This window comes from uncultured Dietzia sp., from assembly GCF_937873725.1.
Lineage (GTDB): Bacteria > Actinomycetota > Actinomycetes > Mycobacteriales > Mycobacteriaceae > Dietzia.
This window is the reverse complement of the sequence record NZ_CALMYY010000040.1, coordinates 14238-40978: the sequence shown is the minus strand read 5'-3', so window position 1 is coordinate 40978 and position 26741 is coordinate 14238. Positions and strand designations below refer to the sequence as shown.

The 26741-nt window shown below is 71.7% G+C and carries 20 protein-coding genes; 15 read left to right on the top strand and 5 right to left on the bottom strand.

Annotation, left to right across the window (positions count from 1 at the left end; genetic code table 11):
* Window positions 1-212: 212 nt before the first annotated feature.
* Together pgi and Q0444_RS03510 are read right to left on the bottom strand one after the other, a co-directional pair.
* A complete protein-coding gene (pgi, locus tag Q0444_RS03515) occupies window positions 213-1862 on the bottom strand; it encodes a glucose-6-phosphate isomerase (RefSeq protein ID WP_299021470.1) in 1650 nt (549 codons plus the stop codon).
* Window positions 1863-2003: 141 nt separating this feature from the next.
* A complete protein-coding gene (locus tag Q0444_RS03510) occupies window positions 2004-2282 on the bottom strand; it encodes a chorismate mutase (protein WP_291080483.1) in 279 nt (92 codons plus the stop codon).
* Between the two features lie 58 nt (window positions 2283-2340).
* Between Q0444_RS03510 and Q0444_RS03505 the strand changes: the two genes are divergently transcribed.
* Genes Q0444_RS03505 through Q0444_RS03495 form a run of 3 tightly spaced genes read left to right on the top strand, consistent with a single transcriptional unit; the run spans window position 2341 to window position 6890 of the window.
* The gene (locus Q0444_RS03505) at window positions 2341-3765 is read left to right on the top strand and encodes a sodium:alanine symporter family protein (RefSeq protein WP_291080485.1); all 1425 of its coding nucleotides are present in this window, start codon (window positions 2341-2343) and stop codon (window positions 3763-3765) included.
* Between the two features lie 39 nt (window positions 3766-3804).
* Entirely contained in the window at window positions 3805-6270 is a 2466-nt protein-coding gene (locus Q0444_RS03500; protein ID WP_291080487.1) for a UvrD-helicase domain-containing protein, read from the top strand.
* Between the two features lie 8 nt (window positions 6271-6278).
* Window positions 6279-6890, top strand: coding sequence for a GNAT family N-acetyltransferase (locus tag Q0444_RS03495; protein ID WP_291080489.1), 612 nt, complete (start codon window positions 6279-6281; stop codon window positions 6888-6890).
* Between the two features lie 16 nt (window positions 6891-6906).
* Here Q0444_RS03495 and Q0444_RS03490 read toward each other — a convergent pair whose 3' ends face one another.
* A complete protein-coding gene (locus tag Q0444_RS03490) occupies window positions 6907-7608 on the bottom strand; it encodes a M23 family metallopeptidase (RefSeq protein ID WP_299021465.1) in 702 nt (233 codons plus the stop codon).
* Window positions 7609-8089: 481 nt separating this feature from the next.
* On the opposite strand from Q0444_RS03490, the gene sucC reads away from it, so the two are divergent.
* The 6 genes from sucC to Q0444_RS03460 all read left to right on the top strand — a co-directional run bounded on the left by sucC (window position 8090) and on the right by Q0444_RS03460 (window position 14721).
* Window positions 8090-9256 carry an ADP-forming succinate--CoA ligase subunit beta gene (gene sucC / locus Q0444_RS03485; RefSeq protein ID WP_291080493.1) on the top strand — a complete coding sequence of 389 codons (1167 nt, stop codon included), beginning with the start codon at window positions 8090-8092 and terminating at the stop codon, window positions 9254-9256.
* 21 nt (window positions 9257-9277) lie between these two features.
* A complete protein-coding gene (gene sucD, locus Q0444_RS03480; protein WP_299021462.1) occupies window positions 9278-10180 on the top strand; it encodes a succinate--CoA ligase subunit alpha in 903 nt (300 codons plus the stop codon).
* Between the two features lie 107 nt (window positions 10181-10287).
* Window positions 10288-11853 carry a DUF6350 family protein gene (locus Q0444_RS03475; protein ID WP_291079731.1) on the top strand — a complete coding sequence of 522 codons (1566 nt, stop codon included), beginning with the start codon at window positions 10288-10290 and terminating at the stop codon, window positions 11851-11853.
* A gap of 60 nt (window positions 11854-11913) precedes the next feature.
* The gene (gene purN, locus Q0444_RS03470) at window positions 11914-12555 is read left to right on the top strand and encodes a phosphoribosylglycinamide formyltransferase (protein ID WP_299021459.1); all 642 of its coding nucleotides are present in this window, start codon (window positions 11914-11916) and stop codon (window positions 12553-12555) included.
* On the top strand, window positions 12552-14120 hold the full coding sequence (gene purH / locus Q0444_RS03465; RefSeq protein ID WP_299021457.1) for a bifunctional phosphoribosylaminoimidazolecarboxamide formyltransferase/IMP cyclohydrolase: 1569 nt from the start codon (window positions 12552-12554) through the stop codon (window positions 14118-14120). Before purN ends, purH begins: the two co-directional genes overlap by 4 nt.
* Before the next feature lies 1 nt (window position 14121).
* Entirely contained in the window at window positions 14122-14721 is a 600-nt protein-coding gene (locus Q0444_RS03460; RefSeq protein ID WP_299021454.1) for a TetR/AcrR family transcriptional regulator, read from the top strand.
* Here Q0444_RS03460 and Q0444_RS03455 read toward each other — a convergent pair.
* Window positions 14687-18268, bottom strand: coding sequence for an indolepyruvate ferredoxin oxidoreductase family protein (locus tag Q0444_RS03455; RefSeq protein ID WP_299021451.1), 3582 nt, complete (start codon window positions 18266-18268; stop codon window positions 14687-14689). The genes Q0444_RS03460 and Q0444_RS03455 overlap by 35 nt on opposite strands.
* A 167-nt stretch (window positions 18269-18435) precedes the next feature.
* On the opposite strand from Q0444_RS03455, the gene Q0444_RS03450 reads away from it, so the two are divergent.
* Window positions 18436-18903, top strand: a complete 468-nt coding sequence (locus tag Q0444_RS03450; RefSeq protein WP_291079719.1) for an Lrp/AsnC family transcriptional regulator — start codon at window positions 18436-18438, stop codon at window positions 18901-18903.
* A 3-nt stretch (window positions 18904-18906) separates the two neighbouring features.
* On the opposite strand, the gene Q0444_RS03445 is transcribed toward Q0444_RS03450, so the two are convergent.
* Entirely contained in the window at window positions 18907-20361 is a 1455-nt protein-coding gene (locus tag Q0444_RS03445; RefSeq protein WP_291079717.1) for an amidase, read from the bottom strand.
* A 140-nt stretch (window positions 20362-20501) separates the two neighbouring features.
* Between Q0444_RS03445 and Q0444_RS03440 the strand changes: the two genes are divergently transcribed.
* The 5 genes from Q0444_RS03440 to Q0444_RS03420 are packed head-to-tail and all read left to right on the top strand — an operon-like array spanning window position 20502 to window position 26697.
* Window positions 20502-22076, top strand: a complete 1575-nt coding sequence (locus Q0444_RS03440) for a carboxyl transferase domain-containing protein (RefSeq protein WP_299021442.1) — start codon at window positions 20502-20504, stop codon at window positions 22074-22076.
* A gap of 8 nt (window positions 22077-22084) precedes the next feature.
* Complete coding sequence (locus Q0444_RS03435) at window positions 22085-24160, top strand: acetyl/propionyl/methylcrotonyl-CoA carboxylase subunit alpha (protein WP_291079711.1); 2076 nt, start codon at window positions 22085-22087, stop codon at window positions 24158-24160.
* On the top strand, window positions 24153-25298 hold the full coding sequence (locus tag Q0444_RS03430; RefSeq protein ID WP_291079709.1) for an acyl-CoA dehydrogenase family protein: 1146 nt from the start codon (window positions 24153-24155) through the stop codon (window positions 25296-25298). The genes Q0444_RS03435 and Q0444_RS03430 overlap by 8 nt, the downstream gene beginning before the upstream one ends.
* Window positions 25295-25840, top strand: coding sequence for a MaoC family dehydratase (locus tag Q0444_RS03425; protein WP_291079707.1), 546 nt, complete (start codon window positions 25295-25297; stop codon window positions 25838-25840). Before Q0444_RS03430 ends, Q0444_RS03425 begins: the two co-directional genes overlap by 4 nt.
* Window positions 25837-26697 (top strand): CoA ester lyase, encoded by an 861-nt coding sequence (locus Q0444_RS03420; protein WP_299021437.1) that lies wholly within the window; start codon window positions 25837-25839, stop codon window positions 26695-26697. Before Q0444_RS03425 ends, Q0444_RS03420 begins: the two co-directional genes overlap by 4 nt.
* The last annotated feature ends 44 nt before the right edge of the window (window positions 26698-26741 follow it).

Here is a 26741-nt window from a genome sequence, read left to right as displayed (position 1 = left end):
CGATCTCGAACCTGTGTTCTATGATACGTACACACATTCGAACATGCAAGGGTCAATCCGTGCGTTCGGCGGGCCGAGCATCCTCGCGCGGTCCGGGTCCGGCGACGCCGAGCAGCATGGGCGTGAACCGCCCGTCGACCTCAGGTCGGCGAACCGTCTTGCGAGCTCGCGGTCGGCGATGAACCCGTCCGGGCTGGTGGCGGCGCAGGTCCTCAGCGCCGACCGCGCGCCTCGCGGTAGATCTCGACGAGCGAATCGGTGGAGGAGTCGAAGCCGTCGCCCGGGTGCTTCTCGGCGGTGAGGGCGGACAACAGCTCGCCGGCCTGGGCCTTGCCCAGCTCGACGCCCCACTGGTCGAACGCGTTGATGCCCAGGACGGCTGCCTGGACGAACACCACGTGCTCGTAGAGCGCGATGAGCTGCCCGACCACGCCCGGGGAGAGCGACGGGGCGAGGATCGTGGTGGACGGCCGGTTGCCGGGCATGACCTTGTGCGGGGCGAGCGCGGGGTCCACGCCGTCGGCGAGCACCTCCTCCTCGGTCTTGCCGAACGCCAACACCCGCGACTGTGCGAACAGGTTGGCCATGAGCAGGTCGTGCATGGACCCGGTGCCATCGGCGATGGGCAGGTCCGTGATCGGCCGCGCGACGCCGATGAAGTCCACCGGGACGAGCTGGGTGCCCTGGTGCAGGAGCTGGAAGAAGGCGTGCTGACCGTTCGTGCCGGGCTCGCCCCAGTAGACCTCGCCGGTGGGGTAGGAGACGTCGGCGCCGTCGAGGCGCACCGACTTGCCGAGCGACTCCATGGTGAGCTGCTGGAGGTAGGCGGGGAACCGCAGGAGGTCCTGGGCGTAGGGGATCACGGCCTTGGACTGGGCGCCGAGGAAGCACGTGTACCAGATCCCCAGCAGCGCCATGAGGACCGGCGCGTTGTGCTCCGGGTCCTCGGTGGCGAAGTGCAGGTCCATCGTGTGGAAGCCCTCGAGCAGCTCGACGAACGCCGCGGGGCCGACCGTGACCATGACCGACAGCCCGATGGCGGAGGACACCGAGTACCGCCCGCCGACCCAGTCCCAGAACTCGAACATGTTGTCCGCGGAGATGCCGAACTCGGCGACCTTCTCCGCCGCGGTGGACACCGCGACGAAGTGCGAGGCGATGGCGTCCTCGGAGCCCAGGGCCTCGACGAAGTGGCGCCGGGCCGCGTGCGCGTTGGCCATGGTCTCCTGGGTGGTGAACGTCTTGGAGGCCACCACGACCAGGGTCGTGGCGGGGGCGATCTCCGCGAGCACGGCGGAGAGGTCCGCGGGGTCGACGTTGGAGACGTAGCGCGCGCGGATGCCGGCGGTCTGAAGGTGACGCAGGGCCTTGTCGACCATCACGGGTCCGAGGTCGGAGCCGCCGATGCCGATGTTGACCACCGTGTCGATCCGCTCGCCCGTGTGCCCGGTCCACTCGCCCGAGCGGACGCGGTGGGCGAAGTCGGTCATGCCCGCCAGGACCGCGTGGACGTCGGCCACCACGTCGCGCCCGTCGACGACGAGCTCCGCATCCGCGGGGAGGCGGAGCGCGGTGTGGAGGACGGACCGGTCCTCGGTCGTGTTGATGCGGTCGCCCCGGAACATGGCGGCCCGCTGCGCCGGCAGGTGGGCGGCGCGGGCGACCTCGATGAGGGCGGCCAGGATCTCGTCGGTGACGAGGTTCTTGGACAGGTCCACGTGGAGGTCTCCGGCGGTGATCGACATCCGGCGTCCGCGTTCGGGGTCGGCCTCGAACAGCTCCCGCAGCGACACCTCGCCGATCGCGGGGACCAGGTCCTCCACCGCTGCCCACTGCTCCGTCGTGCTGATGTCGGTCATCACCGCTCCTGCCCAGAGGTACTCGCCTGTCAGCGAGGCTAGCCGGGAATAGGGAGGGGAAGGCGGGCTTCGTCGTCGTCGACACGTCCGACCTGGCCGATTTCACCCCCACCGACGACGTCCGGGTCCCTGGCCCCGGCTGGGTCAGCCCAGCCGGCCCCGGCCGAGGCGCAGGAGCATCCCCGCGAGCGTCTGGCCCTCCTGGCCGAGGGAGGAGAAGCGCTCGTAGACCTTGAGTTCGCGGGTGTGGACGAGCTTCGTCCCGCCGGACTGCATGCGGGTGCGGCCGATGCGTTTGGAGATCTCGCTGCGACGGACGATGGCGTTGAGGATCTCGGCGTCGAGCCGGTCGATCTCCAGGCGGAGTTCCTGGATCTGGGCCTCGGACAGCGGGTCGTCCGTGCCGGCGGGGTCGGTGGTCATGCGGTGATTATCCCACTGCGGTCGGATACCTCGGCGGGACCGTCTAATGTGTGCGCCCGTGGAGAACCTAAATTCGACCCTGGCGGACATCGGATCCGTGATCTGGGGGCCCTTCGTCCTCATCCCGCTGCTCCTGGGCACCGGCCTGTTCCTGACGATCCGCCTGCGGATGCTGCAGTTCCGCAAGCTCGGCCCCGCCCTCCGGCTGGGGTTGTTCCAGCGCCAGGACGACGGCGGCGTGGGCGACATCTCGCAGTACCAGGCGCTCACCACGGCCCTGGCCGCCACCGTGGGCGTGGGCAACATCGTGGGTGTGGCCACGGCCATCGCGCTGGGCGGCCCCGGCGCGCTGTTCTGGATGTGGGTCACCGCGCTCGTCGGCATGGCCTCCAAGTACTCCGAGGCGTTCCTCGGGGTGCGATACCGCGTCACCGACGCCCGCGGCGAGCAGTCCGGTGGCCCGCAGTACTACCTGCACCGCGGGCTGGCCGAGGTCTACGGCCGGACCGGCGGCAGGATCGGCCTGGTCCTGTCGATCGTGTTCGCCGTCTTCGCCGTGCTGGCCAGCTTCGGCATCGGCAACATGACCCAGGGCAACGCGGTGGCCACCCAGTTGGAGAACTCGTTCGGGATCACGCCCGTGGCCACCGGCATCGTCATGTTCGTCCTCACCGGGGCGGTGCTGCTCGGCGGCATCAAGTCCATCGGCAGGGTCACGGCCGGGTTCGTGCCGCTGATGATCCTGCTCTACATCCTCGGCGGGCTGGTCGTGCTCGTCGTCAACGCCGAGGCGATCCCGTCGGCGTTCGTGCAGGTCTTCTCGGAGGCGTTCACCGGGACGTCCGCGGTCGGCGGCTTCGCCGGGTCGGCGATCCTCTACGCCATCCAGATGGGTGTCGCCCGCGGCATCTTCTCCAACGAGTCGGGCATGGGCTCGGCGGCCATCGCGGCCGCCGCGGCCAAGACCACCCACCCCACGCGGCAGGGTCTGGTGTCCATGACCCAGACGTTCATCGACACCATCATCGTCGTCACCTTCACCGGCCTGGTGCTGGTCACCTCCGGGGTGTGGCAGGAGGGTCGGGGGAGCGCCGGGACGATGACCGCGACCGCGTTTGCGCAAGCGATTCCGGAGGGCGACAAGCTCGTCGCGGTGTCGATCGCGTTCTTCGCGTTCTCGACCATCCTCGGATGGTCGTACTACGGCGAGCGGTGCACGGAGCGGCTCGTCGGCGCGCGCGGCGTCATCCCGTACCGCATGGTCTTCACCTGCGTGGTGTTCGTGGGCGCGGTCACCGAGCTCGAGGTGGTGTGGAACTTCGCCGACGTGATGAACGGACTCATGGCCATCCCCAACCTCATCGGGCTGCTCGTCCTGTCCGGCCTCATCGTCCGGGAGACGCGTCACTACCTGGACAACGACCCGGGGCTGAACGCGTCCGCCGCACAGGTGAAGGAGTTCATGGGGGCCGGTCAACGCTGAGTCCGGGGTGTCGGACCCAGTGGGTAGATTGGACCCACGATGACCGACACCGCACACGCCCCCACCCGCCCCGCCTCGCCCCTGTTGGACGGGCTCAACCCGCAGCAGGCCGCCGCGGTCACGCACCGCGGCGGCCCGCTGCTGATCGTGGCCGGGGCGGGCTCGGGCAAGACGAGCGTGCTCACCCGGCGCATCGCCTATCTGCTGGCCGAGGGCGGTGCCCACCCGGGCCAGATCCTCGCGATCACCTTCACCAACAAGGCCGCCGCCGAGATGCGCGAGCGGGTCTCGGCCCTCGTCGGACCCCACGCGGAGCGGATGTGGGTGGCCACGTTCCACTCGATCTGCGTGCGGATCCTGCGGGCGCAGTCCGCGCTTCTGGGCACCCGCAACTCCAACTTCACGATCTACGACTCGGACGATTCCCGGCGGTTGCTGGGGATGATCGCCAAGGAACAGCAGCTCGAGGTCAAGAAGTTCACGCCGCGCATGCTGGCCACGGCCATCTCCAACCACAAGAACGAACTGCGCGAGCCGTCGGACGCCATGGACCGGGCGCTCGAGGACTCGGACCGGACCGGGCAGACGGTGGCGGCGGTCTACACCGAGTACCAGTCACGTCTCCAGGCGGCCAACGCGTTCGACTTCGACGACCTCATCGGGGAGACCGTCGGCCTGCTCCGCGCGCACCCGGAGGTGGCCGCGTACTACCGGCGCAGGTTCCGGCACGTCATGGTGGACGAGTACCAGGACACCAACCACGCGCAGTACGTCCTGGTGCGGACCCTCGTCGGCGGGGTGGCGGGGGACGACGACGAGGTGGGCGTCCCCCCGGCCGAACTCTGCGTGGTGGGTGACGCCGATCAGTCGATCTACGCTTTCCGCGGTGCCACCATCCGGAACATCGAGGACTTCGAGCACGACTACCCCGACGCCCGGTCGATCCTGCTCGAGCAGAACTACCGCTCCACGCAGACCATCCTCTCCGCCGCCAACGCCGTGATCTCGCGGAACCCGGGGCGCCGGGAGAAGAACCTGTGGACCGACGAGGGCGCGGGCGATCTGCTGGTGGGCTACGTGGCGGACAACGAGCACGACGAGGCGAGGTTCATCGCCGGCGAGATCGACCGCCTGGTGGATTCCGGCGACGCCGCCTACTCCGACGTGGCCGTGTTCTACCGGACCAATAACTCCTCCCGCGTCGTCGAGGACGTGTTCGTGCGCCTCGGCCTGCCGTACAAGGTCGTCGGCGGGACACGGTTCTACGAGCGCAAGGAGGTGCGCGACGTGGTGGCCTACCTCAAGGTGCTCGCCAATCCCGACGACACGGTGGCGCTGCGCCGGATCCTCAACACCCCGAAGCGGGGGATCGGGGACCGGGCCGAGGCGTGCGTGGTGGTCCACGCCGAGCAACGGGCGATCGGGTTCGGGCAGGCGCTCCGCGACGCGGCCGGTGGACGGGTCGCGCTGCTGCCGACGCGGTCGGTCAAGGCGATCGCCGGGTTCGTGCAGATGCTCGACGGGCTCCGCGCGCTGCTGGACGGCAGCGACCACGCCGGGGGCGAGGAATCGGACCCCGATGTCGGCGCGCTCGTCGAGGCGGTGCTCGAGCGGACCGGCTACCGGGCCGAGTTGGAGGCCTCCAACGACCCGCAGGACGCCGCGCGCCTGGACAACCTCAACGAGCTCGTCGGGGTCGGCCGGGAGTTCTCCTCCGAGGCGGCGCTGCAGCGCTCCGCCCGGGAGCAGGGCTTCGGGGGGGAGCCCGTCGGGGACGCCGCGGGAGCGGTCGCCGACCAGGCGGAGGCCCAGCTCGACGAGGGCCTCGCGCAGCCCGGGTCGCTCGCCGCCTTCCTCGAGCGCGTGTCCCTCGTGGCGGACGCCGACCAGATCCCCGCCCATGACCAGGGGCAGGTCACGCTCATGACGCTGCACACCGCCAAGGGGCTCGAGTTCCCGGTGGTCTTCCTCATCGGCATGGAGGACGGGCTCTTCCCGCATATGCGCGCCCTGGGGGACCCGGCGGAGCTGTCCGAGGAGCGACGGCTGGCCTACGTGGGCATCACTCGCGCCAGGAAGCGGCTGTACCTGACCCGCGCCATGATGCGCTCGTCGTGGGGGCAGCCCATGACCAATCCGGGGTCGCGCTTTCTCGAGGAGATCCCCTCGGAGGCGATCGAGTGGCAGCGCGAGGAGCCCGCGGGCGGGGGAGGCTTCGGTGACGTGGCCTACGACGCGCCACGGCGTCGGTTCGGGTCGGGATCCGGCGGTGGCGTCGGCTCCGGGGGTGGAGCTGGGCGGTCGTCCGGCATCCCCCGCGCCCGGGCCTCCGCCCCCGTGCTCGACCTGGTGCCGGGGGACCGCGTGACCCATGACAAGTACGGGCTGGGCAAGGTGCTCGCGTGCGACGGGACCGGCCCCAGGGCCACGGCCACGATCGACTTCGGCGCGTCCGGCAAGGTCCGCCTCATGCTCATCGGCGGCGTCCCCATGCAGAAACTCTAGGAGCGGCCGTGCCCGCACGCATGCCCGAAGGCGTCTCGCTGCCGGGGCGCCTGGTCCGGCTCGATCCCATGACCGCCGACGACGCCGAGGGGCTGTTCCCACTCATGGCTGATCCCCGCGCGTTCGGGTCGGGGTACCCGTTCGAGACCGCGCACGCCGATCTCGCCCGGACGAGGGAGTTCGTCGCGGACCGTCTCGTGCCCGGGGCGGTCCCCTATACGGTCCGAGTGGCCTCGCCGTCGCTCGGTCCGGTCGGGGCGATCGCCGGGACCATGTCGCTGGTCGAGATCGATCCGCGGAACGAGAAGCTCCACCTGGGCTGGACGTTCTACGGGCGGGACTACTGGGCGACCGGGGTCAACGTGGAGACCAAGCTGCTCGTGCTGTCCCACGTCTTCGACGACCTGGGCTTCGGACGGGTCAAGCTCCAGGCGGACATCAGGAACGTGCGTTCCCGGGCCGCGATCATCCGCCTGGGAGCCCGGTTCGAAGGGGTGGCCAGGCGCGATGTCCTCCGGGAGGACGGGACGTGGCGGGACACCGCCATCTACTCGATCACCGTGGAGGAGTGGCCGGCGTGCCGGGTCACTCTCGAGGAGCGGCTCCGCGCGGCGCTGTGACGGCCGCCGGGGAGTGTCAGCCGCCGAGGGAGCCGAAGGCCTCGGAGCTGGCGGCGCCGGCCAGCGCGAGGCCGTTCTGGGCCAGCCAGATCAGGGGGTCGACGTGCTGGGTGCCCCCGTTGACCAGGACCTCGAAGTGCAGGTGGGTTCCGGTGGAGAAGCCCAGGTTGCCCATGCCGGCGATCTTCTGGCCCGCGTAGACGCGCTCGCCCTTCTGCACGTCGACGGTCTCCATGTGGCCGTAGACGGTCATGGTGCCGTCGTCCGACATGATCCGCACCCAGTTCCCGTAGCCCTGGGCCGGGCCCGCGTCGATCACGACCCCGTCGGTGGCCGCGAGGATCGGGGTGCCGTTGGCGTTGGCGATGTCGATGCCGGCGTGCATCGCGCCCCAGCGCATCCCGAACCCGGAGGTGAAGGCACCCACGGCGGGGATGGCCACCTTGGGCCGACGGGCCTGCTCCTCGGCGATCTCGCGCTGGGTGTTGATCTCGGTGCCCGCGTAGAGCATGGCCGACTGCGGGTTCTCGGACACCGCGGCGACGGTCGGTACCACGACGGGCTCGGGCTGCGAGGGGGTGGCCGTGGCGGTGGCCGAGGCCCCCGGCGCGGGGCTCGCGGGCACGGACTCGCCGTTGGCGAGGAGGGCGATGTCGCCGGCGTCGGTCGAGTGGATGCCCGAGACGTCCAGGATGGACCCGGCGGACGCGGCGGACACCGCGGCGCCCGCGGCCACGGCCAGTACGGCCGCGCGGCCGCGGAGGGCCTGCGGGGGGGCGGGCAGCCGATGGCGGCCGGGCCGGTGCGCGCCGGAGGGGGGAATGACGACAGGAGCCGCTGGTGGCACGTGATGCGACTCGTAGTTCACCGGTGGCGTTTCCCCTCTGAAGTCGTGCTGTGATCGTTTCGTGACTAAGACTCGTCCAAAGTAACGGATCGGCAACAGCGCCGCAAGGTGCTCGGCGGAGCGGCAGGGAGGGGTGGGTCACACACGTGTGACTCCAGTGGTTCGAGAACTCGCCCGTGGCATGTGGGGCACGAGTTGCCCCGATCGGGGTCCGGCGCGCCGAATCCCCTGTGATCCGACGCACAGGGTTACCCCCACTGTGCGACGGGCGACACACTCCACGCTTAGGATGAGGGATGACTCGGCTTTCAACAGGGCCGGGCTAATCTATCCACGTCAAGATGGTGAGCTGATGGATCTCTTTGAATACCAGGCAAAGGCTCTTTTCGCTAAGCATGACGTTCCCACCACCCCGGGGCGCGTCGCGGACACTGCGGAAGAGGCCGAGAAGGTCGCGGCCGAGATCGGCAAGCCTGTCGTCGTCAAGGCGCAGGTCAAGGTCGGAGGCCGCGGCAAGGCCGGCGGCGTGAAGCTGGCGGAGGACGCCACCGAGGCGCGCGCGCGGGCCGAGGACATCCTGGGCCTGGACATCAAGGGCCACATCGTCAAGAAGCTCCTCGTGGCCGAGGCCAGCGACATCGCGGAGGAGTACTACATCTCCTTCCTGGTCGACCGTGCCAACCGCAACTACCTGGCCATGTGCTCGGTCGAGGGCGGCGTGGAGATCGAGCAGGTCGCCGAGGAGTCGCCGGATCGCCTCGCCCGCATCAACATCGACCCCACGGTCGGCGTCGACGTGGCCACGGCGCGCGAGATCGCGGCCGCCGGTCATCTCCCCGAGGAGGTGCTGGACACCGCCGCCGTGACGATCGCCAAGCTGTACGAGGTCTTTGTCAAGGAGGACGCCACGCTCGTCGAGGTCAACCCGCTCGTCCGGACCCCGAACGGTGAGATCCTCGCGCTCGACGGCAAGGTCACCCTGGACGAGAACGCCGAGTTCCGCCACGCGGACGTGTTCGCCGACTTCGCCGACGCGGGCACCACAGACCCGCTCGAGCAGAAGGCCGCGGAGAACGACCTCAACTACGTCAAGCTCGACGGCGAGGTCGGGATCATCGGCAACGGCGCCGGCCTGGTGATGTCGACCCTCGACGTGGTCGCCTACGCGGGCGAGAACCACGGCGGGGTCAAGCCCGCCAACTTCCTCGACATCGGCGGCGGCGCCTCGGCCGAGGTCATGGCCGCCGGCCTCGACGTCATCCTGGGTGACGAGCAGGTCAAGAGCGTGTTCGTCAACGTGTTCGGCGGCATCACCGCGTGTGACGCGGTGGCCAACGGCATCGTCAAGGCCCTCGAGATCCTGGGTGACGAGGCCAACAAGCCGCTCGTCGTCCGACTGGACGGCAACAACGTCGAGGAGGGTCGCAAGATCCTCGCCGACGCGAACCACCCGCTCGTGACCCTGGCAGACAACATGGACTCCGGCGCCGACAAGGCCGCCGAGCTGGCCTCCAAGTAGGAAGAGAAGGAACCACAAGATATGTCGATCTTCCTCAATAAGGACAGCAAGGTCATCGTCCAGGGCATCACCGGCGGCGAGGGCACCAAGCACACCGCCCGCATGCTCGCGGCCGGCACCCAGGTCGTCGGCGGCGTCAACGCGCGCAAGGCGGGCACGACCGTGGCCCACAAGGACGCCGACGGCAACAGCGTCGAGCTGCCCGTCTTCGGTTCGGTGAAGGAGGCCATGGAGGCCACCGGTGCCGACGTGACGATCCTCTTCGTCCCGCCGCCGTTCACCAAGGACGCCATCATCGAGGCCGTGGACGCGGAGATCCCGCTCGCCGTGGTCATCACCGAGGGTGCCCCGGTCCTGGACACCGCCACCGCGTGGAACTACAACCTCGCCAAGGGCAACAAGACCCGCATCATCGGCCCCAACTGCCCGGGCATCATCACCCCGGGTGAGGCGCTGGTCGGGATCACGCCGGCCAACATCGCGGGCAAGGGCCCGATCGGCCTGGTGTCCAAGTCGGGCACCCTGACCTACCAGATGATGTACGAGCTCGCCGACTACGGCTTCTCGACCGCCATCGGCATCGGCGGCGACCCGATCATCGGCACCACGCACATCGACTGCATCGAGGCCTTCGAGAACGACCCGGAGACCAAGGTCATCGTGATGATCGGCGAGATCGGCGGCGACGCCGAGGAGCGTGCCGCCGACTACATCAAGGCCAACGTCACCAAGCCGGTCGTCGGCTACGTGGCCGGCTTCACGGCTCCCGAGGGCAAGACCATGGGCCACGCCGGCGCCATCGTCTCCGGCTCCGCGGGCACCGCGCAGGCCAAGCAGGAGGCCCTCGAGGCCGCCGGCGTCAAGGTCGGCAAGACGCCGTCCGCGACCGCCGCGCTCGCCAAGGAGATCCTCGACGCCATGTGACCCACCCGGTCACCGCACGCGGTTCGCGACCCCCCGTCATCCCCGGATGGCGGGGGGTCGCGGCGTGCCGGGGGTGCCCGGACCGGCCGGGTATCTACGGTGGCAGGGTGAGTCCTCCCCGTGTGATCCGGCCCGCCGCGAACCGTGCGCCCGCGGGGGCCCGGTCGTTGCTGTGGACGGCGGCCGCCGCGGCCCTTCCGGTCATCGTCACGGTGCTGGTCCTCGTCGCGCTCACCCTCGCGCTCCTGGTGTTCAGCGCGCGCGGGTTCGATTCCCTCTTCGCGGTGGTCGCCGTGGAATGGCTCGTCGTCAACAGGGTTCCGCTGACGGTGGACGCGGTGCCCCTCGGGTTCCTCCCGCTGCTGCCCCCGCTGCTCTACATGGCGGTGCTCGCGCGCCAGACCAGGGCGGTGCTGTCCGACATCGAGCAGCCGGGTCCACGGGAGGCCGGGGCCGCGGTGGCCGGCGTGACCGCGGCGGGGTTGCTCCTCACGGCGCTCGCCTCCCTGCTCGTGGGCTCGGCGGCGTCCGATTTCGCCGTGCGTGAGGCGTCCCTGCCGGTGGCCCTGCTCTGGACCGCGACGGTCGCCGTCGTCGGTTCCGGTCTGGGCGTGTGGCTGTACTTCCGACGGGACCTCCGCGAGATCCTGCCCCTGTGGGTGCGGGGTGGAATCCACCTCGGCACGGCCTTCGTCGCGGCCACCTGGGCGATCGGCACGCTCCTCGTGCTGGTCGGCCTGGTGGGGGCCTGGGAGCCGGTCGGGGCCGTGATGGAGATCGGCAAGGGCGTCGTGGGGACCGGGGCGCTGACCGCGATCTCGGTCGCGTACCTGCCCAACGTGGTGGTGGCCGCCGCGACCCTCGCCGTGGGTGGGGAGGCGCATCTGGGCGAGGCGTCCTACAGCGTGTTCGCGGTCTCGCGCGGGCCGATGCCCGAGGTGCCCCTCGCCGCCGCGCTGCCCACCACCGATCCGCACTGGGTGGTCCAGGGTCTGCTGCTGGTGACCGTGCTCGTCGCGGCGGCGCTCGCCCGGTCGGTCGCGCACTGGTTCCGGACCACGGCCGACGCCGTCAAGGCCTCCTGGTTGGGCGCCGTGATCGTCGCCGTGGTCATCTCGGTGAGCCCGGTCGTCGCGGGCGGCGAGCTCGGCGTCCTCGGCACCGTCGGCACCGGCTCGCTCATCGCGGCCGGGACCGCGCTGGCGTTGTTCGGCGTGATCGGATCGGCGACCATCGCGCTGTCGCTGGCCGGCCTCACGCGTCGGCGCGAGAAGGCGGCCAGCGACCTGGAGCGCCGACGGCGCAGGGCCGGGACCGCCGGCGGTGGGGAGCCCGACGAGGTCGGGGAGGGCCCCGCGCCCGTGGAGGAGTCCCTGTCCGAGCCCGATCGTGACGAGCCGGGTCATGACGAGCCGGGTCATGACGAGCCGGACGACCGCGAGCCCGACGACGACGAGGCCGCCGCTGATCGGCCCGAGCCCGTCGATGCGGGGGCGGGGGAGGCGGTCGAGGACCACGCGATCGACGTCGACGGCGGGTCGTCCGACGCCCCGCCCGAGGAGCCGGTGCCGGGTGACGCGGTGCCCGGACGGGAGCCCGACGAGGCGCCCTCCGACCGCGCCGACGAGGACCCTGACGAGGACCCTGACGAGGCCCCCGGGGCCGCCGACTAGACTCCCCACAGTGTCCCGGGCATCCCCGGACACGGGGGTCGACGGGCAGGAGCAGAGGACGTGGTCAATGCCGAGTCCGTGGTCAGTGCCGAGTCCGTGGACCCCTGCCCCGTCGTGCTCCTGGCCTCCGGCGCCGGGACGCTCGCCCAGAGCGTGATCGACGCGGCCGGGGAGTCGGACAGCCCGTACCGCATCATCGCCCTGGTCTCGGACCGAGAGTGCGAGGCCGTCGCCCACGCCGGGCGGGTCGGCCTGCCGACGGTCGTGGTCCGGCCCGCCGATCACCCGGACCGGGCGGCCTGGGACCGCGAGCTGACCCGAGTCGTCCGCGAGTTCGCTCCCGACTGGGTGGTCTCGGCCGGATTCATGCGGATCCTCGGCGGAACCTTCCTCGGCGAGTTCCCCGGCCGCGTCATCAACACCCACCCCGCCCTGCTGCCGGCCTTCCCCGGCGCCCACGCGGTGCGGGACGCGCTCGCGTACGGCGTCACGGTGACTGGCTGCACGGTGCACCTGGTCGACTCCGGGGTGGACACCGGCCCGGTGATCGCCCAGCGCGCCGTCGACGTGCTCGCCGACGACTCCGAGGCCACCCTCCACGAACGAATCAAGATCGTCGAGCGCGAGCTGCTCGTCGACGTCCTCTCGGCCGCCGCCAGTGGCCGACTCCACATCGAAGGTCGAAAGGTGCACCGATCGTGACCTCCCAGCCGGACAACTCCCGCAGGCCCGTACGCCGCGCCCTCATCAGCGTCTACGACAAGACCGGCCTGGAGGACCTCGCCCGTGGCCTGGCCGACGCCGGGGTCGAGATCGTCTCCACCGGGTCCACCGCGCAGCGGATCGCCGACGCCGGGGTCGCCGTGACGCCGGTCGACGCGCTGACCGGGTTCCCGGAGTGCCTCGAGGGTCGGGTCAAGACCCTGCACCCGCGGGTCCACGCCGGCATCCTGGCGGACACCCGCAAGCCCGAGCACCTCGAGCAGATCGCGGGCCTGGGCGTGGAGACGTTCGAGCTCGTCGTCGTCAACCTCTATCCCTTCACCGCCACCGTCGCCTCCGGCGCGGACTACGACGCCTGCGTCGAGCAGATCGACATCGGCGGACCGTCCATGGTCCGCGCGGCCGCCAAGAACCATCCGTCGGTCGCCGTGCTCGTCGACCCGGCCGGGTACGGCGAGGCGCTGGAGGCCGTGGCCGCGGGCGGGTTCCCGCTCGAGCAGCGGCGCCGGCTCGCCGCGGCCGCGTTCCGTCACACCGGCGCCTACGACGTCGCGGTGGCCACCTGGATGACCGAGCAGACCGCCGGTGACGAGGAGGGTTACCCCGTGTGGCAGGGGCAGAGCCTGGACCTGGCCGCCACCCTGCGCTACGGCGAGAACCCGCACCAGAGCGCCGCCCTCTACACCGACCCCGCCGCCGCGCCCGGCCTCGCGCAGGCGCGCCAGCTGCACGGCAAGGAGATGAGCTACAACAACTACGTCGACGGCGACGCCGCGTGGCGCTCGGCCTTCGACCACGCCGAACCCTGCGTGGCGATCATCAAGCACGCCAACCCGTGCGGGATCGCGATCGACGCCGACATCGCCGCCGCCCACCGCGCCGCCCACGAGTGCGACCCGGTCAGCGCGTTCGGTGGCGTGATCGCCGCCAACCGCGAGGTGAGCGTGGAGATGGCCGAGCAGGTCGCCGAGATCTTCACCGAGGTGATCATCGCGCCGTCCTACGCCGACGGCGCCGTGGAGATCCTCCAGCGCAAGAAGAACATCCGCATCCTGCAGGCGCAGGCGCCCGCCGCCGGTGAGCACGAGCGCAGGCAGATCTCCGGCGGGGTGCTGGTGCAGCAGCGCGACTCGCTCGACGCCCCCGGTGACGTGGTGGCCGGCTGGACCAAGGCCTGCGGACCCGATGCGGACGAGCAGACGCTGCGCGACCTTCTCTTTGCCTGGCGCGCGTGCCGGGCGGTCAAGTCCAACGCGATCCTGCTGGCCACCGGCGGCGCGACGGTCGGCGTGGGCATGGGCCAGGTCAACCGGGTCGACTCCGCCCGGCTCGCGGTGCAGCGGGCGGGGGAGCGGGTCGCCGGCGCGGTCGCCGCCTCCGACGCGTTCTTCCCCTTTGCCGACGGACTCGAGGTGCTGGCCGAGGCCGGCGTGCGCGCGGTGGTCCAGCCCGGGGGGTCGGTCCGCGACGCCGAGGTGATCGACGCCGCGGAGAAGGCCGGGATCACCATGTACTTCACCGGTGCGCGGCACTTCTTCCACTGAGATGGGGCCGCAGGGGGAGGACGCCGCCGCGCTGACCCCCCGTGCCCTGGCCAAGGCCCGACGGCGCGACGAGATCCTGGTCGCGGCGGCTCGGCTCATGGCCCGGCGCGGGTTCCACGCGGTCCGCCTGGACGACATCGGCGCCGAGGTGGGCATCTCGGGTCCCGGGATGTACCGCTACTTCTCCTCGAAGGAGGACGTGCTCGCGGAGATGCTGCTCGACATCTCCCGCCGGCTCCGTGACGGCGGGCGCGCGGCGGTCTGGCGGGGCGGCGCCCCCGCCGAGGTGGTGGACGCGCTGCTCGCGGTGCACATGGACTTCGTGGCGACCGAGCCGGATCTCATCAGCGTCCAGTTCCGTGATCTCGGTTCTCTGCCGGCCGCACCGCGGCACGAGGTGCGCACCCTCCAGCGCGAGTACGCCGAGTTGTGGGTGGACGCGCTGGTGCGGTTGCGCCCGGACCTGACGACCATCGACGCCCGCGCGCACGTCCACGCCGTGTTCGGTCTGCTCAACTCCAGCCCGAGGCTTCCGGCGATGGCGGAGGCCGAGCTGCGGCGGGTGCTCACGGGGATGGCGTCGGCGGCCCTGCGGGCCTGACCGACCCCTCCAGCGCCGCCGCGAGCGCGGCGAGCTCCGCGCGGTAGCGCGCCACGGTGCCGAGCTTGACCTCCTCGTAGCCGCGGACCATGTCCGGCAGCTCGGCAAGGGCGACGGCGGTGCCCCGCCACGCGGCGTCCTTGCCCACGGGGCCCACGCGCCGGAGTTCCGCGGTGAGGCTCTCGACGACGTCGCGGTACTCGGCGAGCAGCTCGCGCTCGACCCTGCGGACGCCGGCGTATCCGAACGGGTCGAGCCGGGTGCCGCGCAGTCGCTTCATCCTGGCCAGCGCCCTCATCGCGGGCATCGCCCCGGGGCCGATCGAGATCTTCTTCTTCATGCCCATCGCCCGCAGGGCCGGCGGGTGGAGCTTGAGGTTCGCCACCGCGCCCTCGCCCCAGTCCTCGGTCAGCTGCGCCGCGAACTCCGGGTCCACGGCCAGGCGGGCCACCTCGTACTCGTCCTTGTAGGCCATGAGCTTGTGGAGGTTCCGGGCCACCGCCAGGGTGAGCCGCTCGGAGGCGCCACCGTCGGCGGGGTCCTGCAGGGCCTCCGCCGCGCGCAGGGCCTCGACCCGGCCCACGTAGTCGGCCGCGTACGCCTCGTCCTGGTAGCCGATCAGCTCGTCCACCCGGAGGGCCACCGCGGCGCGCAGTCCGGCGGAGGCCTGCCCGGACAGGCCGGCGAGCAGGCGCTCGCAGGCGGGGGAGGGCACGTGGAGGTCCGGGGTGGCGGTGGACACCGGGCGGTGCAGCCCGGAAACCAGGGCGGCCAGGGCCCGCGGATCCGCGACGGCCTGCCGGCCCCGACGGAACGCCTGCAGGTTGGCGTCCACCGCGACGCCGTTGAGCTCGATCGCCTGCTCGATCGCCTCGGCCGAGATCGCCAGGGCGCCGCTCTGGTACGCCGCGCCCACCATGAGCATGTTCGAGGTCTGGGTGGAGCCGAAGAGGCTCTCGGTGAGTTCTCCCGCGTCCAGGTACACGCCCCGGGCGGACGCGCGGTCGATCGCGGTCCGGATGTCCGGGGTCGCGGGGTGGGGGACCGTCGTGTCGATCACCATCGTGCCGGTGGGGATCTGCGTGGTGGACACGACCGAGGTGGTGCGGTCGGGGTTCGCCACCCTGAGGTTGGTGCTGTCCGCGCCGACCAGCCCGTCACAACAGAGGTAGAGGTCGCAGTCTCCGGCGCCGATCTTGGGCGGTTGCTCCGTGGGGGTACGGGCGACCCGGACGTCGGAGACCACGGCGCCGCCCTTCTGTGCCAGTCCGGTCATGTCGAGGGTGCGGGCCGAGTTGCCGTCGAGCACGGCCGCGGTGGCGAGCACCGCGGAGACGGTGACGATGCCCGTCCCGCCGATGCCGGTCAGCCTCAGGGAGAAGCCCCGATCGGGATCGACGTCGGCCCGGGCGGGTTCGGGCACGTCCGCCGACCCGAGCGGGGGCGCGGTGGCCACCCGCTCGGACGTCCGGCCGGGCACCACCGTGACGAACGCCGGGCAGTCGCCCTGCACGCACGAGAAGTCGAAGTTGCAGGTGGACTGGTCGATCCGGGTCTTGCGGCCGAACTCCGTCTGCACCGGGTGGACGGACAGGCAGTTGGACTTCGCGCCGCAGTCGCCGCAGCCCTCGCAGATGCGCTCGTTGATCACCACGCGCTCGTCGGGCGTGGGGTAGGTGCCGCGCTTGCGGTGGCGGCGCTTCTCGGCGGCACAGAACTGGTCGTGCACCAGGACGGTCACCCCGGGGACGGCGGCGAGCTCGCGCTGGACCTCGAGGGTGTCCGCGCGGTCGCGGACCTCGATCCCGCGGGGCAGGCCCTGGGCCCGTGTCGCCTTGACGTTGTCCGTCGTCACGACGATCTTCGCGACCCTCTCCGCCCGGAGGAGGCGCAGGATCTCGGGCAGCGTCATCGCGCCCACCGGGTCCTGGCCGCCCGTCATGGCGACGGTGCCGTTGTAGAGCAGCTTGTAGGTGATGTTGTCGCCCGAGGCCACCGCCGCCCGCACGGCCAGGGAGCCGGAGTGCATGAACGTGCCGTCGCCGATGTTCTGCACCAGGTGGCGCTCCTCGAGGAACGGCGACATGCCCGTCCACTGGACGCCCTCGCCGCCCATCTGGGTGACGCCGGTAATGGTGCCGACCTGCTTCTCGTCCATCATCAGCACCATCGCGTGGCAGCCGATGCCGCCGCCGACGAGCGTGCCGTCGGCGACCTTGGTGGAGCTGTTGTGGGGGCAGCCGGAGCAGAAGTACGGGGTCCGGGTGGTGGCCAGGGGCAGCGTGATGCGCGTGCGGGGCCGGGCCGGGCCCTCGAGCCACGCCAGCGCGGAGGGGATGCCGTGGACCCGCCCCAGCCGCTGGGCCAGGCCGCGGGTGACGGCGTCCACGTCCAGCTCGCCGAAGCGGCTGAACAGCGTCGAACCGTCCTCGTGGCTCTTGCCCACCACGTTGGCCACGTCGGGGCGACGGAAGTGGATCTCCCGGATCATCGTCTCGATGAAGTCGCGCTTCTCCTCCACCACGATCACCTCCTCCAGTCCGGACATGAACTCGTCGAGCACCGTCCGCTCCAGCGGGTACACCATGCCCAGCTTGAGGATCCGGATCCCGCGGCGGGAGAGCTCCGCGTCGTCCAGGCCCAGCCGGCGCAGCGACTCGCGGACGTCGAGGTAGGTCTTGCCGGCGGCGACGATCCCGATCCTGTCGTCGGCGGTGCGCTGCACGATCCGGTTGATCCCGTTGAGCCGGGCGTACTCGAGTGCGCGGGGAACGCGGACGGTCAGCTGGTTCTGCTCGAGCTCCATCAGGCTGGCGCCCAGCAGTTGCCCGGAGGGCACGTGGGGGCTGGTGCCGAGGTCGCCGTAGACCGGGAGGATGCGGTCCGGGTCGACCAGCGCGGTCGAGGACGCGTCCGCCACGTGCGAGGAGATCTTCATGGCCGACCACAGGCCGGACACGCGTGACAGGATCGCCGCGTGGACGCCGAAGTCCAGGACGTCCTGCGAGTCCGCCGGATAGAGCGTCGGCATGTAGAGGTCGGCCAGGGCGAGCTCGGAGGCGCACGGGACGGTGGAGGACTTGGCCCCCGGGTCGTCGCCGACGAGCGCCACCGCCCCGCCGTGGGGGTCCGTGCCGATCAGGTTGGCGTGACGGAGGGCGTCGGTCGCCCGGTCCAGGCCCGGCGCCTTGCCGTACCAGTAGCCCACCACGCCCTGCAGCGCGGCGCCCGCGGTGTGGGCGGTGGCGCGGAGCGTGCCCGTGCGGCGGGCGAGCTGGGAGCCCATGACCGCCGTCGCGCCCGCCTCCTCGTTGAGGGCGGGGCGGTGCACGACGTCGAACGGATCGAGGAACGCCGCGCGCCTGGCGAGTTCGAGGTCGTAGCCCGCCAGCGGGGAGCCCTCGTAGCCGCTCACCAGGCTCGCGGTGAGCAGGTTCTGCCGCCGGTCCAGGCGGGCCCGGTCACGGACCGTCCGGACCAGAGCCTGGATGCCGGTGAGGAAGACCGTCCCGCTCTCGCGGGTGTAGCGGTCGGAGAGGGAGGTCATGATCAACACCTGGCCTTAGTCGCATGTGGGCTGGGCCCCCAGGCTAGGAGCAGACGTGAGCCGCGTCACGTGGCCAGCGCCGGGCCGGTCACCGTGTACACCCTGACCGATGTTCCGGGGCTCATCCTGGGCCATGTGTCCACCTCGCCGTCGGCTAGCGTGGACACATGGATTCCCCGACCGCACTGGACGACACCGACCGACGGCTCCTCGCGATCGTCATGGACGACCCCCGGGTCGGCGTGCGCGAGTTCTCGCGCCGCCTCGGGGTGGCGCGCGGCACCGCGCAGGCCCGGCTCGACAAGCTCGAGGCCCGCGGTGTGCTCGCGACGTGGGCCCCCCGGCTCGACGCCGCCGCCCTCGGCTACCCCCTCGGCGCGCTCGTCCACATCCAGCTGGCCCAGGCCAGGCTGGAGGAGACCTGCGACGGGCTGGCGCGCGTGCGCGAGGTGCTCGAGGTGATGAGCGTGGCCGGGGAGTTCGACATCGTCTGCCGGGTCGTCGCGCGGGACCACGCGCACCTCGAGGAGGTGTTCAGCGCGATCATCGCCACGCCCGGCGTCCTGCGCACCCGCACCGAGGTGATCCTGCGGCAGCGGGTCGGGCCCCGCGTCACCCAGCTGCTGGACGGGTGAGGGCTACGCCCAGATCCGCGCGAACGGGTGGGCGGCCTCGTACTCCGAGGCGAGTTCCAGCAGGAGGCGGTCCTGCCCCCTCCTCGCCGAGAAATGCACGCCGATCGGCATCCCGTCCGGGGCCTGTCCGGTGGGCAGGGACACGGCGGGAGAGCCCGCGATGTTCTGCAACGGGGTGAACGTCACCCAAGTGGAGACGCGCTCGAGGTGGGTCTCGAACGGCAGGTCCGCGTCGAGGTAGCCGACCTCCGGGGTCTCGTGGGCCACCACCGGGTTGAGGAACACGTCGACGTCGCCGAACGCGGCGTCGAACCGGAGTCGGACGCGCGCGAGCCGGGCCAGGTGGACGGGGATCCGGGGGAGGTTGCGACGGGCCAGACGTGCCAGGCCCACGGTGAAGGGGTCGAGCAGGTCGGGGTCGAAGCCCGGACCGAAGAGGCTGCGCCCGGATGACGACGTGCTCAGCGCGAGCAGGGCCCAGTAGGCGATGAAGTCCTGCCGGAACGTGGGCGGGACGGGCGCCGGCACGGGCACCACCTCGTGCCCCAGCGAGGACAGGCGTTCGGCGGTCGCACGCAGGACCGCGAGGGTGGCGGCGTCGGTCGGCCCGCCCGCGGGGCTCTCCTCCACCAGTCCGATGCGCAGGCGCCGGGCGGGGGCCGGGGCGACGGGCCCGATCGGCGGCACCCCGACCGGGCGGTGGCCGGCTTCGAAGGCGGTGAGGAACGTGGAGGTGTCGCGCACGGAGCGGGAGACGACGGACTGGGAGACGATCGGGATCGGCATCCGCTGCGAGAACGTCTCGTCCGGGTGTCTGCCGCGGCTCGGCTTGAATCCGACCAGGCCGGTCACGGCCGCGGGGATGCGGATCGACCCGCCGCCGTCGTTGGCGTGGGCGATCGGGAGGGCGCCGGCGGCGACGAGCGCGGACGAGCCCCCCGAGGACCCGCCGCTGGTGCGGCCGGTGTCCCAGGGGTTGCGGGTGACCAGGCCGCCCTGGCGCTCGGTGGCCGCGGTCCAGCCGAACGGCGGCATGGCGGTGATGCCGAGCGGGTTGAGGCCGGTGGCGCGGAAGGCCTGCGCGTAGGGGCCGTCGGTCAGGGCCGGGGTGTCGGGGACGGCGGGGGAACCGAGGCGCATCGGTGCGCCCTCCACCTGCACCGCGTCCTTGAACGCCGACGGCACGCCCGCGAGGGGGCCGGCGAGGGCGGACCGGTCGAGCCGGGTGGCGCGGTGGCGGGCGCGGTCGAAGTCGGTGTGGACCAGCGCGCCGAGCACGGGATCCACCTCCGCGCAGCGGGCGATCGCGGACTCGAGGAGCTCGGTCGGCGAGACCTCGCGCCTGCGGACCCGCTCGGCCAGGGCGGTGGCGTCGTCGTACCCCAGCGCGTCGTCGCGGAAGGCGTGGACGCGGCGCGTCCCGGCGGTGGATGCGGTCATCTCGGTGGCCTCGGTCACGTCCCCACTGTAGGGGTGCTCGGGGTCGCCCGCCCGCCCCGGCGGGGCGGGGTGGCGGGGGATTGCCCCTTTACTTTTGTGAGGCGCAGCACTATGGTCAGTTTCAGTTAATCCGACTTAACTGAAAGGGAGCGGCTCTGATGACCTCCGCGACCACCAATCGCCAGGCGCACGAGGATCTGCTCGCCGACCTACGCGGGCGCCTCGAGCGCGCCGCGCTGGGCGGCGGCGACAAGGCCCGTGCCCGTCACCTCGAGCGGGGAAAACTCCTCCCTCGCCAGCGTGTCGACGTCCTGCTCGACCCGGGCAGCCCGTTCCTCGAGCTCTCTCCGCTCGCCGCGGAGGAGATGTACGGGGGTAAGGCCCCCGCGGCGGGCGTCGTGGCCGGCATCGGCCGCGTCTCCGGGCGCGAGTGCCTGATCATCGCCAACGACGCGACGGTCTCCGGGGGCACCTACTACCCGATGACGGTGAAGAAGCACCTGCGCGGCCAGGAGGTGGCGCTGGCCAACAATCTGCCGTGCATCTACCTGGTGGACTCCGGCGGCGCGATGCTCCTGCAGCAGGACGACGTCTTCCCCGACCGCGACCACTTCGGCCGGATCTTCTACAACCAGGCCACGATGTCCGCCAAGGGCATCCCGCAGATCGCCGCGGTCATGGGCTCCTGCACCGCCGGAGGCGCGTACGTCCCGGCGATGAGCGACGAGGCGATCATCGTCCGCAACCAGGGCACGATCTTCCTCGCCGGCCCGCCGCTGGTGAAGGCCGCCACCGGCGAGGAGGTCACGGCCGAGGAGCTCGGCGGCGGGGACCTGCACGCCAAGACCTCCGGCGTGGTGGACCACCTGGCCGACGACGACTACGACGCCCTGATGAAGGTCCGCGAGATCATCGCGACCTGCCCCCCGGCCCCCGCGCCGGACTGGGAGGTCCTCGAGTCCCGCGAGCCCGTGCGTCCGCAGACGGACCTCTACGACCTGGTCCCCGTCGACTCCCGGCAGCCCTACGACGTCCGCGACGTGATCGGCACGATCGTCGACGGCGGCGAGTTCACCGAGTTCAAGAAGGACTACGGCACCTCGATGGTCACCGCGTTCGCGCGGATCCACGGCCACCCGGTGGGGATCATCGGCAACAACGGCGTGATCTTCTCCGAGTCCGCGCTCAAGGGCGCCCACTTCATCGAACTGTGCGACCGGCGCAAGATCCCGCTGATCTTCCTCCAGAACATCACCGGGTTCATGGTCGGCCGCCAGTACGAGGCCGGCGGCATCGCCAAGAACGGCGCCAAGATGGTCGCGGCGGTGGCGTGCGCCCGCGTGCCCAAGCTCACCGTGGTCGTGGGCGGGTCGTTCGGCGCGGGCAACTACTCCATGTGCGGCCGCGCCTACTCCCCGCGGTTCCTGTGGATGTGGCCCAACGCGAAGATCGCCGTGATGGGCGGCCCGCAGGCCGCGGACACCCTGGCCTCGGTCCGCGCCGCCCAGGTCACCAAGGCGGGAGGGGAGTGGACCGACGAGCAGCAGGCCGAGTTCACCGCCCCGATCCGCGAGCAGTTCGAGGAGCAGTCCACCGCGTACTACTCCACGGCACGACTCTGGGACGACGGGATCATCGACCCCGCCGACACCCGCACCGTCCTCGGCCTGGCCCTCGCGGCCGCCGCCAACGCCCCCCTCGAGCCGGTCAACAACGGCGTCTTCAGGATGTGATCGCACCCATGTCTCAGAAACTCCACACCGTCCTGGTGGCCAACCGCGGCGAGATCGCGTGCCGCGTGATCCGCTCGCTGCGGGCAGCGGGCATCCGCTCGGTCGCCGTCTACTCCGACGCCGACGCCGATGCGCTGCACGTGCGCATGGCCGACGCCGCCGTCCACCTGGGTCCCGCCCAGGCCTCACAGTCCTACCTCGACATCGACAAGGTGATCGCGGCGTGCCGCGAGACCGGGGCGCAGGCGGTCCACCCGGGCTACGGCTTCCTGTCGGAGAACTCGAAGTTCGCCCGGGCCCTCGAGGAGGCCGGCCTGATCTTCGTGGGTCCGCCGGCCGTCGCCATCGAGACGATGGGCGACAAGATCACGGCCAAGGCCGCCGTGTCGGCCCGGGACGTCCCCACCGTTCCGGGCATCTCCCGGCCCGGGCTGACCGACGACGACCTGATCGCCGGCGCCGCCGAGGTCGGGTACCCGGTCCTCGTCAAGCCCTCCGCCGGTGGTGGCGGCAAGGGCATGAGGCGCGTCACCGACGCCGCCGACCTGCCCGCCGCGCTGGAGTCCGCCCGGCGGGAGTCGGCCAACGCGTTCGGCGACGACACGCTGTTCCTCGAGCGCTTTGTCGACACCCCACGCCACATCGAGGTCCAGGTCCTCGCGGACACCCACGGCAACGTGATCCACCTGGGCGAGCGCGAGTGCTCGCTGCAGCGCCGGCACCAGAAGGTCATCGAGGAGGCGCCCAGCGCCCTGCTCGACGAGGCCACCCGCCAGCGCATCGGCGCGGCCGCCTGCGACGCCGCCCGCTCGGTCGGCTACGTCGGCGCCGGGACCGTGGAGTTCATCGTCTCCGCGCACGCCCCCGACGAGTTCTTCTTCATGGAGATGAACACCCGTCTGCAGGTGGAGCACCCGGTCACAGAGATGGTCACCGGCGTGGACCTCGTGGACTGGCAGGTCCGCATCGCCGCGGGCGAGGAGTTGACCCTCCGGCAGTCCGACATCACGCTCACCGGCCACTCGATCGAGGCCCGCGTCTACGCGGAGGACCCCGCCAAGGGCTTCCTCCCGACCGGCGGCACGGTGCTCGGGCTCGAGGAGCCGTCCGGCGACGGCATCCGGGTCGACTCCGGGCTGCGCGTGGGCACCGTGGTCGGCAGCGACTACGACCCGATGCTCGGCAAGGTCATCGCCCACGGCGCCGACCGCGCGGAGGCGCTGGCCCGCCTCGATGCCGCGCTCGCGGACACCCACGTGCTGGGACTGCGGACCAACATCGACTTCTGCCGCTTCCTGCTCTCGCAGCCGGAGGTCGTCGCCGGCGACCTGGACACGGGCCTGCTCGACCGGACCCTCGACGCCTACACCGCCACGCCCGCCCCCGAGGGCGCGCTGGTCGCGGTGGCCATGCACCGCACCGAGGAGCGCTGGGCGCGCGTTCCTGCGGACCGCCGCGGTCCGTGGGACGTGCCCAACGGCTGGCGGGTCGGCGGGCGCGCCGAGGTCTGGACCAGGGTGGACTCCGGTCCGGGCTCGGACCCCGTCACCGTCGGTCTCCGGGGGACCCCCGACGACGCCGAGGTGAGCATCACCGACGCCACGATCGGCTCCACCGAGGAGCCCGAGGTCTCCTCGCGGCACCGGGCGCGCGTCGCGCGGGACGGCGCGTCGCTGCGCCTGACCGTCGACGGCACCCAGCAGCGCTGGACCGTGGCCCGCTCCCGCGACCCCAGGGCCGCGGACACCTTCTGGGTGGCCGGCGACGGCGGCACGTGGGACCTGCGACTGCTCCCGCTCATCGACTCCCGGATCCACGACGCCGGCCTGTCCGACGGACAGATCCTCAGCCCCATGCCGGGGTCGGTCATCGCCTGCTTCGTCTCCGACGGCGACGAGGTGACCGCGGGGCAGAACATCCTGGCCGTCGAGGCCATGAAGATGGAGCACGCGCTGCCCGCACCGATCGACGGCGTGGTCCGTCTCAACGTCTCCACCGGCGAGCAGGTGCCCGCCGACCACCTGCTCGCGACCGTCGAGCCCCACCCCTCCACCGAGGAATCCCAAGGAGAAACCGATGCCTGAGTTGGAAGAGCACTACCAGGATCTCAAGTCGACCGTCGCCGAGTTCGCGGACAAGGTCGTGGCCCCGGCCTCGGTCGAGCACGACCGCAACCACACGTTCCCGTACGAGGTCGTGGCCAAGATGGGCGAGATGGGCCTGTTCGGCCTGCCCTTCCCGGAGGAGTACGGCGGGATGGGCGGCGACTACTTCGCCCTCTCCCTGGCGCTCGAGGAGCTGGGCCGCGTCGACCAGTCGACCGCCATGACCCTGGAGGCCGGCGTCGGGCTCGGCGCGATGCCGATCTACCACTTCGGCAACGAGGAGCAGAAGGCGACGTGGCTGCCGGACCTGGCCGCCGGCACCAAGCTCGCGGGATTCGGCCTCACCGAGCCCGGCGCGGGCTCGGACGCCGGCGCCACCAAGACCACGGCCAAGCGTGACGGCGACGAGTGGGTGGTCAACGGGAACAAGCAGTTCATCACCAACTCCGGAACCGACATCACCTCGCTGGTCACCGTCACCGCCGTCACCGGCGTCCGGGATAACGGCAAGAAGGCCATCTCGACGATCATCGTGCCGTCCGGCACCCCCGGATTCACGGCCGAGCCGGCCTACGACAAGGTCGGCTGGAACTCCTCCGACACGCACCCGCTGACGTTCGCCGACGCGCGCGTCCCGGCCGAGAACCTGCTCGGCGAGGAGGGGCGCGGCTACGCGAACTTCCTGTCGATCCTCGACGAGGGCCGCGTCGCGATCGCCGCGGTGGCCACCGGCGCCGCGCAGGGCTGCGTGGACGAGTCGGTCAAGTACGCGCGTGAGCGCGAGTCCATGGGCAGCAAGATCGGCTCCTTCCAGGCCATCGCGTTCAAGATCGCCCGCATGGAGGCTCGTGCCCACACCGCGCGCTGCGCCTACTACGAGGCCGCGCGCCTCATGCTGGCCGGCAAGCCGTTCAAGAAGGAGGCCGCCATCGCCAAGATGGTCGCCTCCGAGGCGGCCATGGACAACGCCCGCGACGCCACCCAGATCCACGGCGGCTACGGCTTCATGAACGAGTACCCGGTGGCCCGCCACTACCGCGACTCCAAGATCCTCGAGATCGGCGAGGGCACCACCGAGGTGCAGCTCATGCTGATCGCCCGGGGGCTCGGGCTGTGAGCGACGCCGAGACCGCCGGCAACGGCGGCGCCGGCACCCCGGCGCGGAAGGAAGTGGTCCAGCGCGGGCTGTGGTTCGAGGAGTACGAGGTCGGCACCGCCTACCTCCACCGCCCGGGCCGCACCATGACGGAGACGGACAACGTCCTGTTCACCACGCTCACCATGAACACCCAGGCGTTGCACCTGGACGCGGCGTGGTCGGCCGAGCAGCCCGGCTTCGGCGGCGAGCGGCTCATGAACTCCATGCACACGCTGTCCACGCTGGTCGGGCTGTCCGTCGCGCAGCTCACGCAGGGCACGATCGTGGCGAATCTGGGCTTCTCGGAGGTCACCTTCCCCAAGCCGGTCCTGCACGGGGACACCCTCTACGCCGAGACGGTGTGCACGGACAAGCGGGAGTCGAAGTCGCGCCCGGGCGAGGGCATCGTGACCCTCGAGCACATCGGCCGCAACCAGCACGGCGACGTGGTGGCCAAGGCGGTCCGCAAGACCCTGGTCCGCAAGCGGCCCGCCGAGCAGGCGGCGGAGGCCCGGGCGTGACCCCCGCGTGGATCCCGCCCGGCCCGGCCCTGCTGTTCTGCCCGGCCGACCGGCCCGAGCGGTACGGCAAGGCCGCCGAGCGGGCGGACGTGGTGATCGTGGACCTGGAGGACGCGGTCGCGCCCGACGCCCGACCGGCCGCGCGCGAGGCGCTGCGGGCGTCGGACCTGGACCCGGAGCGGACGATCGTCCGCGTCAACCCGGTGGGCACCGACGACCACGACGCCGACCTCGAGGCCCTCGCGGACACCGCCTACCGGTGCGTCATGCTCGCCAAGACCGAGTCCGCCGCGCAGGTGGCCGACGTCCACGCCGCCACCGGCGCCGCGGTGCTCGCCCTGGTCGAGACCCCGCTCGGGGTGGTCCGCGCCGCGGAGATCGCCGCCGCGCCCGGGTGCGCCGGGATGATGTGGGGCGCCGAGGACCTGCTCGCCGCCATGGGCGGGTCGACCAGCCGGTTCGCCGGCGTCGAGGTCGGCGGCCCCCGCGTCGCGGGGGAGTACCGCGACGTGCCCCGGCACGCCCGCGCCCAGGTCGCGCTCGCCGCGGCCGCGTTCGGCCGCTGGGCGGTGGACTCGGTCCACCTGGACATCGCCGACGAGGCGGGCCAGCGGGCCGAGGCGCTCGACGCCGTCGCCCTGGGCTTCGTGGCCACCGCCTGCATCCACCCGTCCCAGGTCGCCGTGGTCCGCGGGGCCTACGCGCCGGACGACGACGAGGTGGCCTGGGCCCGGAAGGTCCTCGCCGCCGCCGAGAACAACCAGGGCGTCTTCCGGCTGGACGGCCGCATGGTCGACGGGCCGGTCTTCCGCCAGGCCGAGGCGACCCTGCGTCGCGCGGCGGCCGCCACCATCTGATACCCCGACCCCCACTCCGTGGGCCGCACGGCCCCACTCTCGAG

Bases quoted from the DNA above. Each gene is read 5' to 3' on its own strand.
- Q0444_RS03510 (WP_291080483.1), bottom strand. From the start codon at position 2,282: ATGACCACCGACCCCGCCGGCACGGACGACCCGCTGTCCGAGGCCCAG.
- Q0444_RS03500 (WP_291080487.1), top strand. From the start codon at position 3,805: ATGACCGACACCGCACACGCCCCCACCCGCCCCGCCTCGCCCCTGTTG.
- sucC (WP_291080493.1), top strand. From the start codon at position 8,090: ATGGATCTCTTTGAATACCAGGCAAAGGCTCTTTTCGCTAAGCATGAC.
- sucD (WP_299021462.1), top strand. From the start codon at position 9,278: ATGTCGATCTTCCTCAATAAGGACAGCAAGGTCATCGTCCAGGGCATC.
- Q0444_RS03460 (WP_299021454.1), top strand. From the start codon at position 14,122: ATGGGGCCGCAGGGGGAGGACGCCGCCGCGCTGACCCCCCGTGCCCTG.
- Q0444_RS03455 (WP_299021451.1), bottom strand. From the start codon at position 18,268: ATGACCTCCCTCTCCGACCGCTACACCCGCGAGAGCGGGACGGTCTTC.
- Q0444_RS03450 (WP_291079719.1), top strand. From the start codon at position 18,436: ATGGATTCCCCGACCGCACTGGACGACACCGACCGACGGCTCCTCGCG.
- Q0444_RS03440 (WP_299021442.1), top strand. From the start codon at position 20,502: ATGACCTCCGCGACCACCAATCGCCAGGCGCACGAGGATCTGCTCGCC.
- Q0444_RS03435 (WP_291079711.1), top strand. From the start codon at position 22,085: ATGTCTCAGAAACTCCACACCGTCCTGGTGGCCAACCGCGGCGAGATC.
- Q0444_RS03430 (WP_291079709.1), top strand. From the start codon at position 24,153: ATGCCTGAGTTGGAAGAGCACTACCAGGATCTCAAGTCGACCGTCGCC.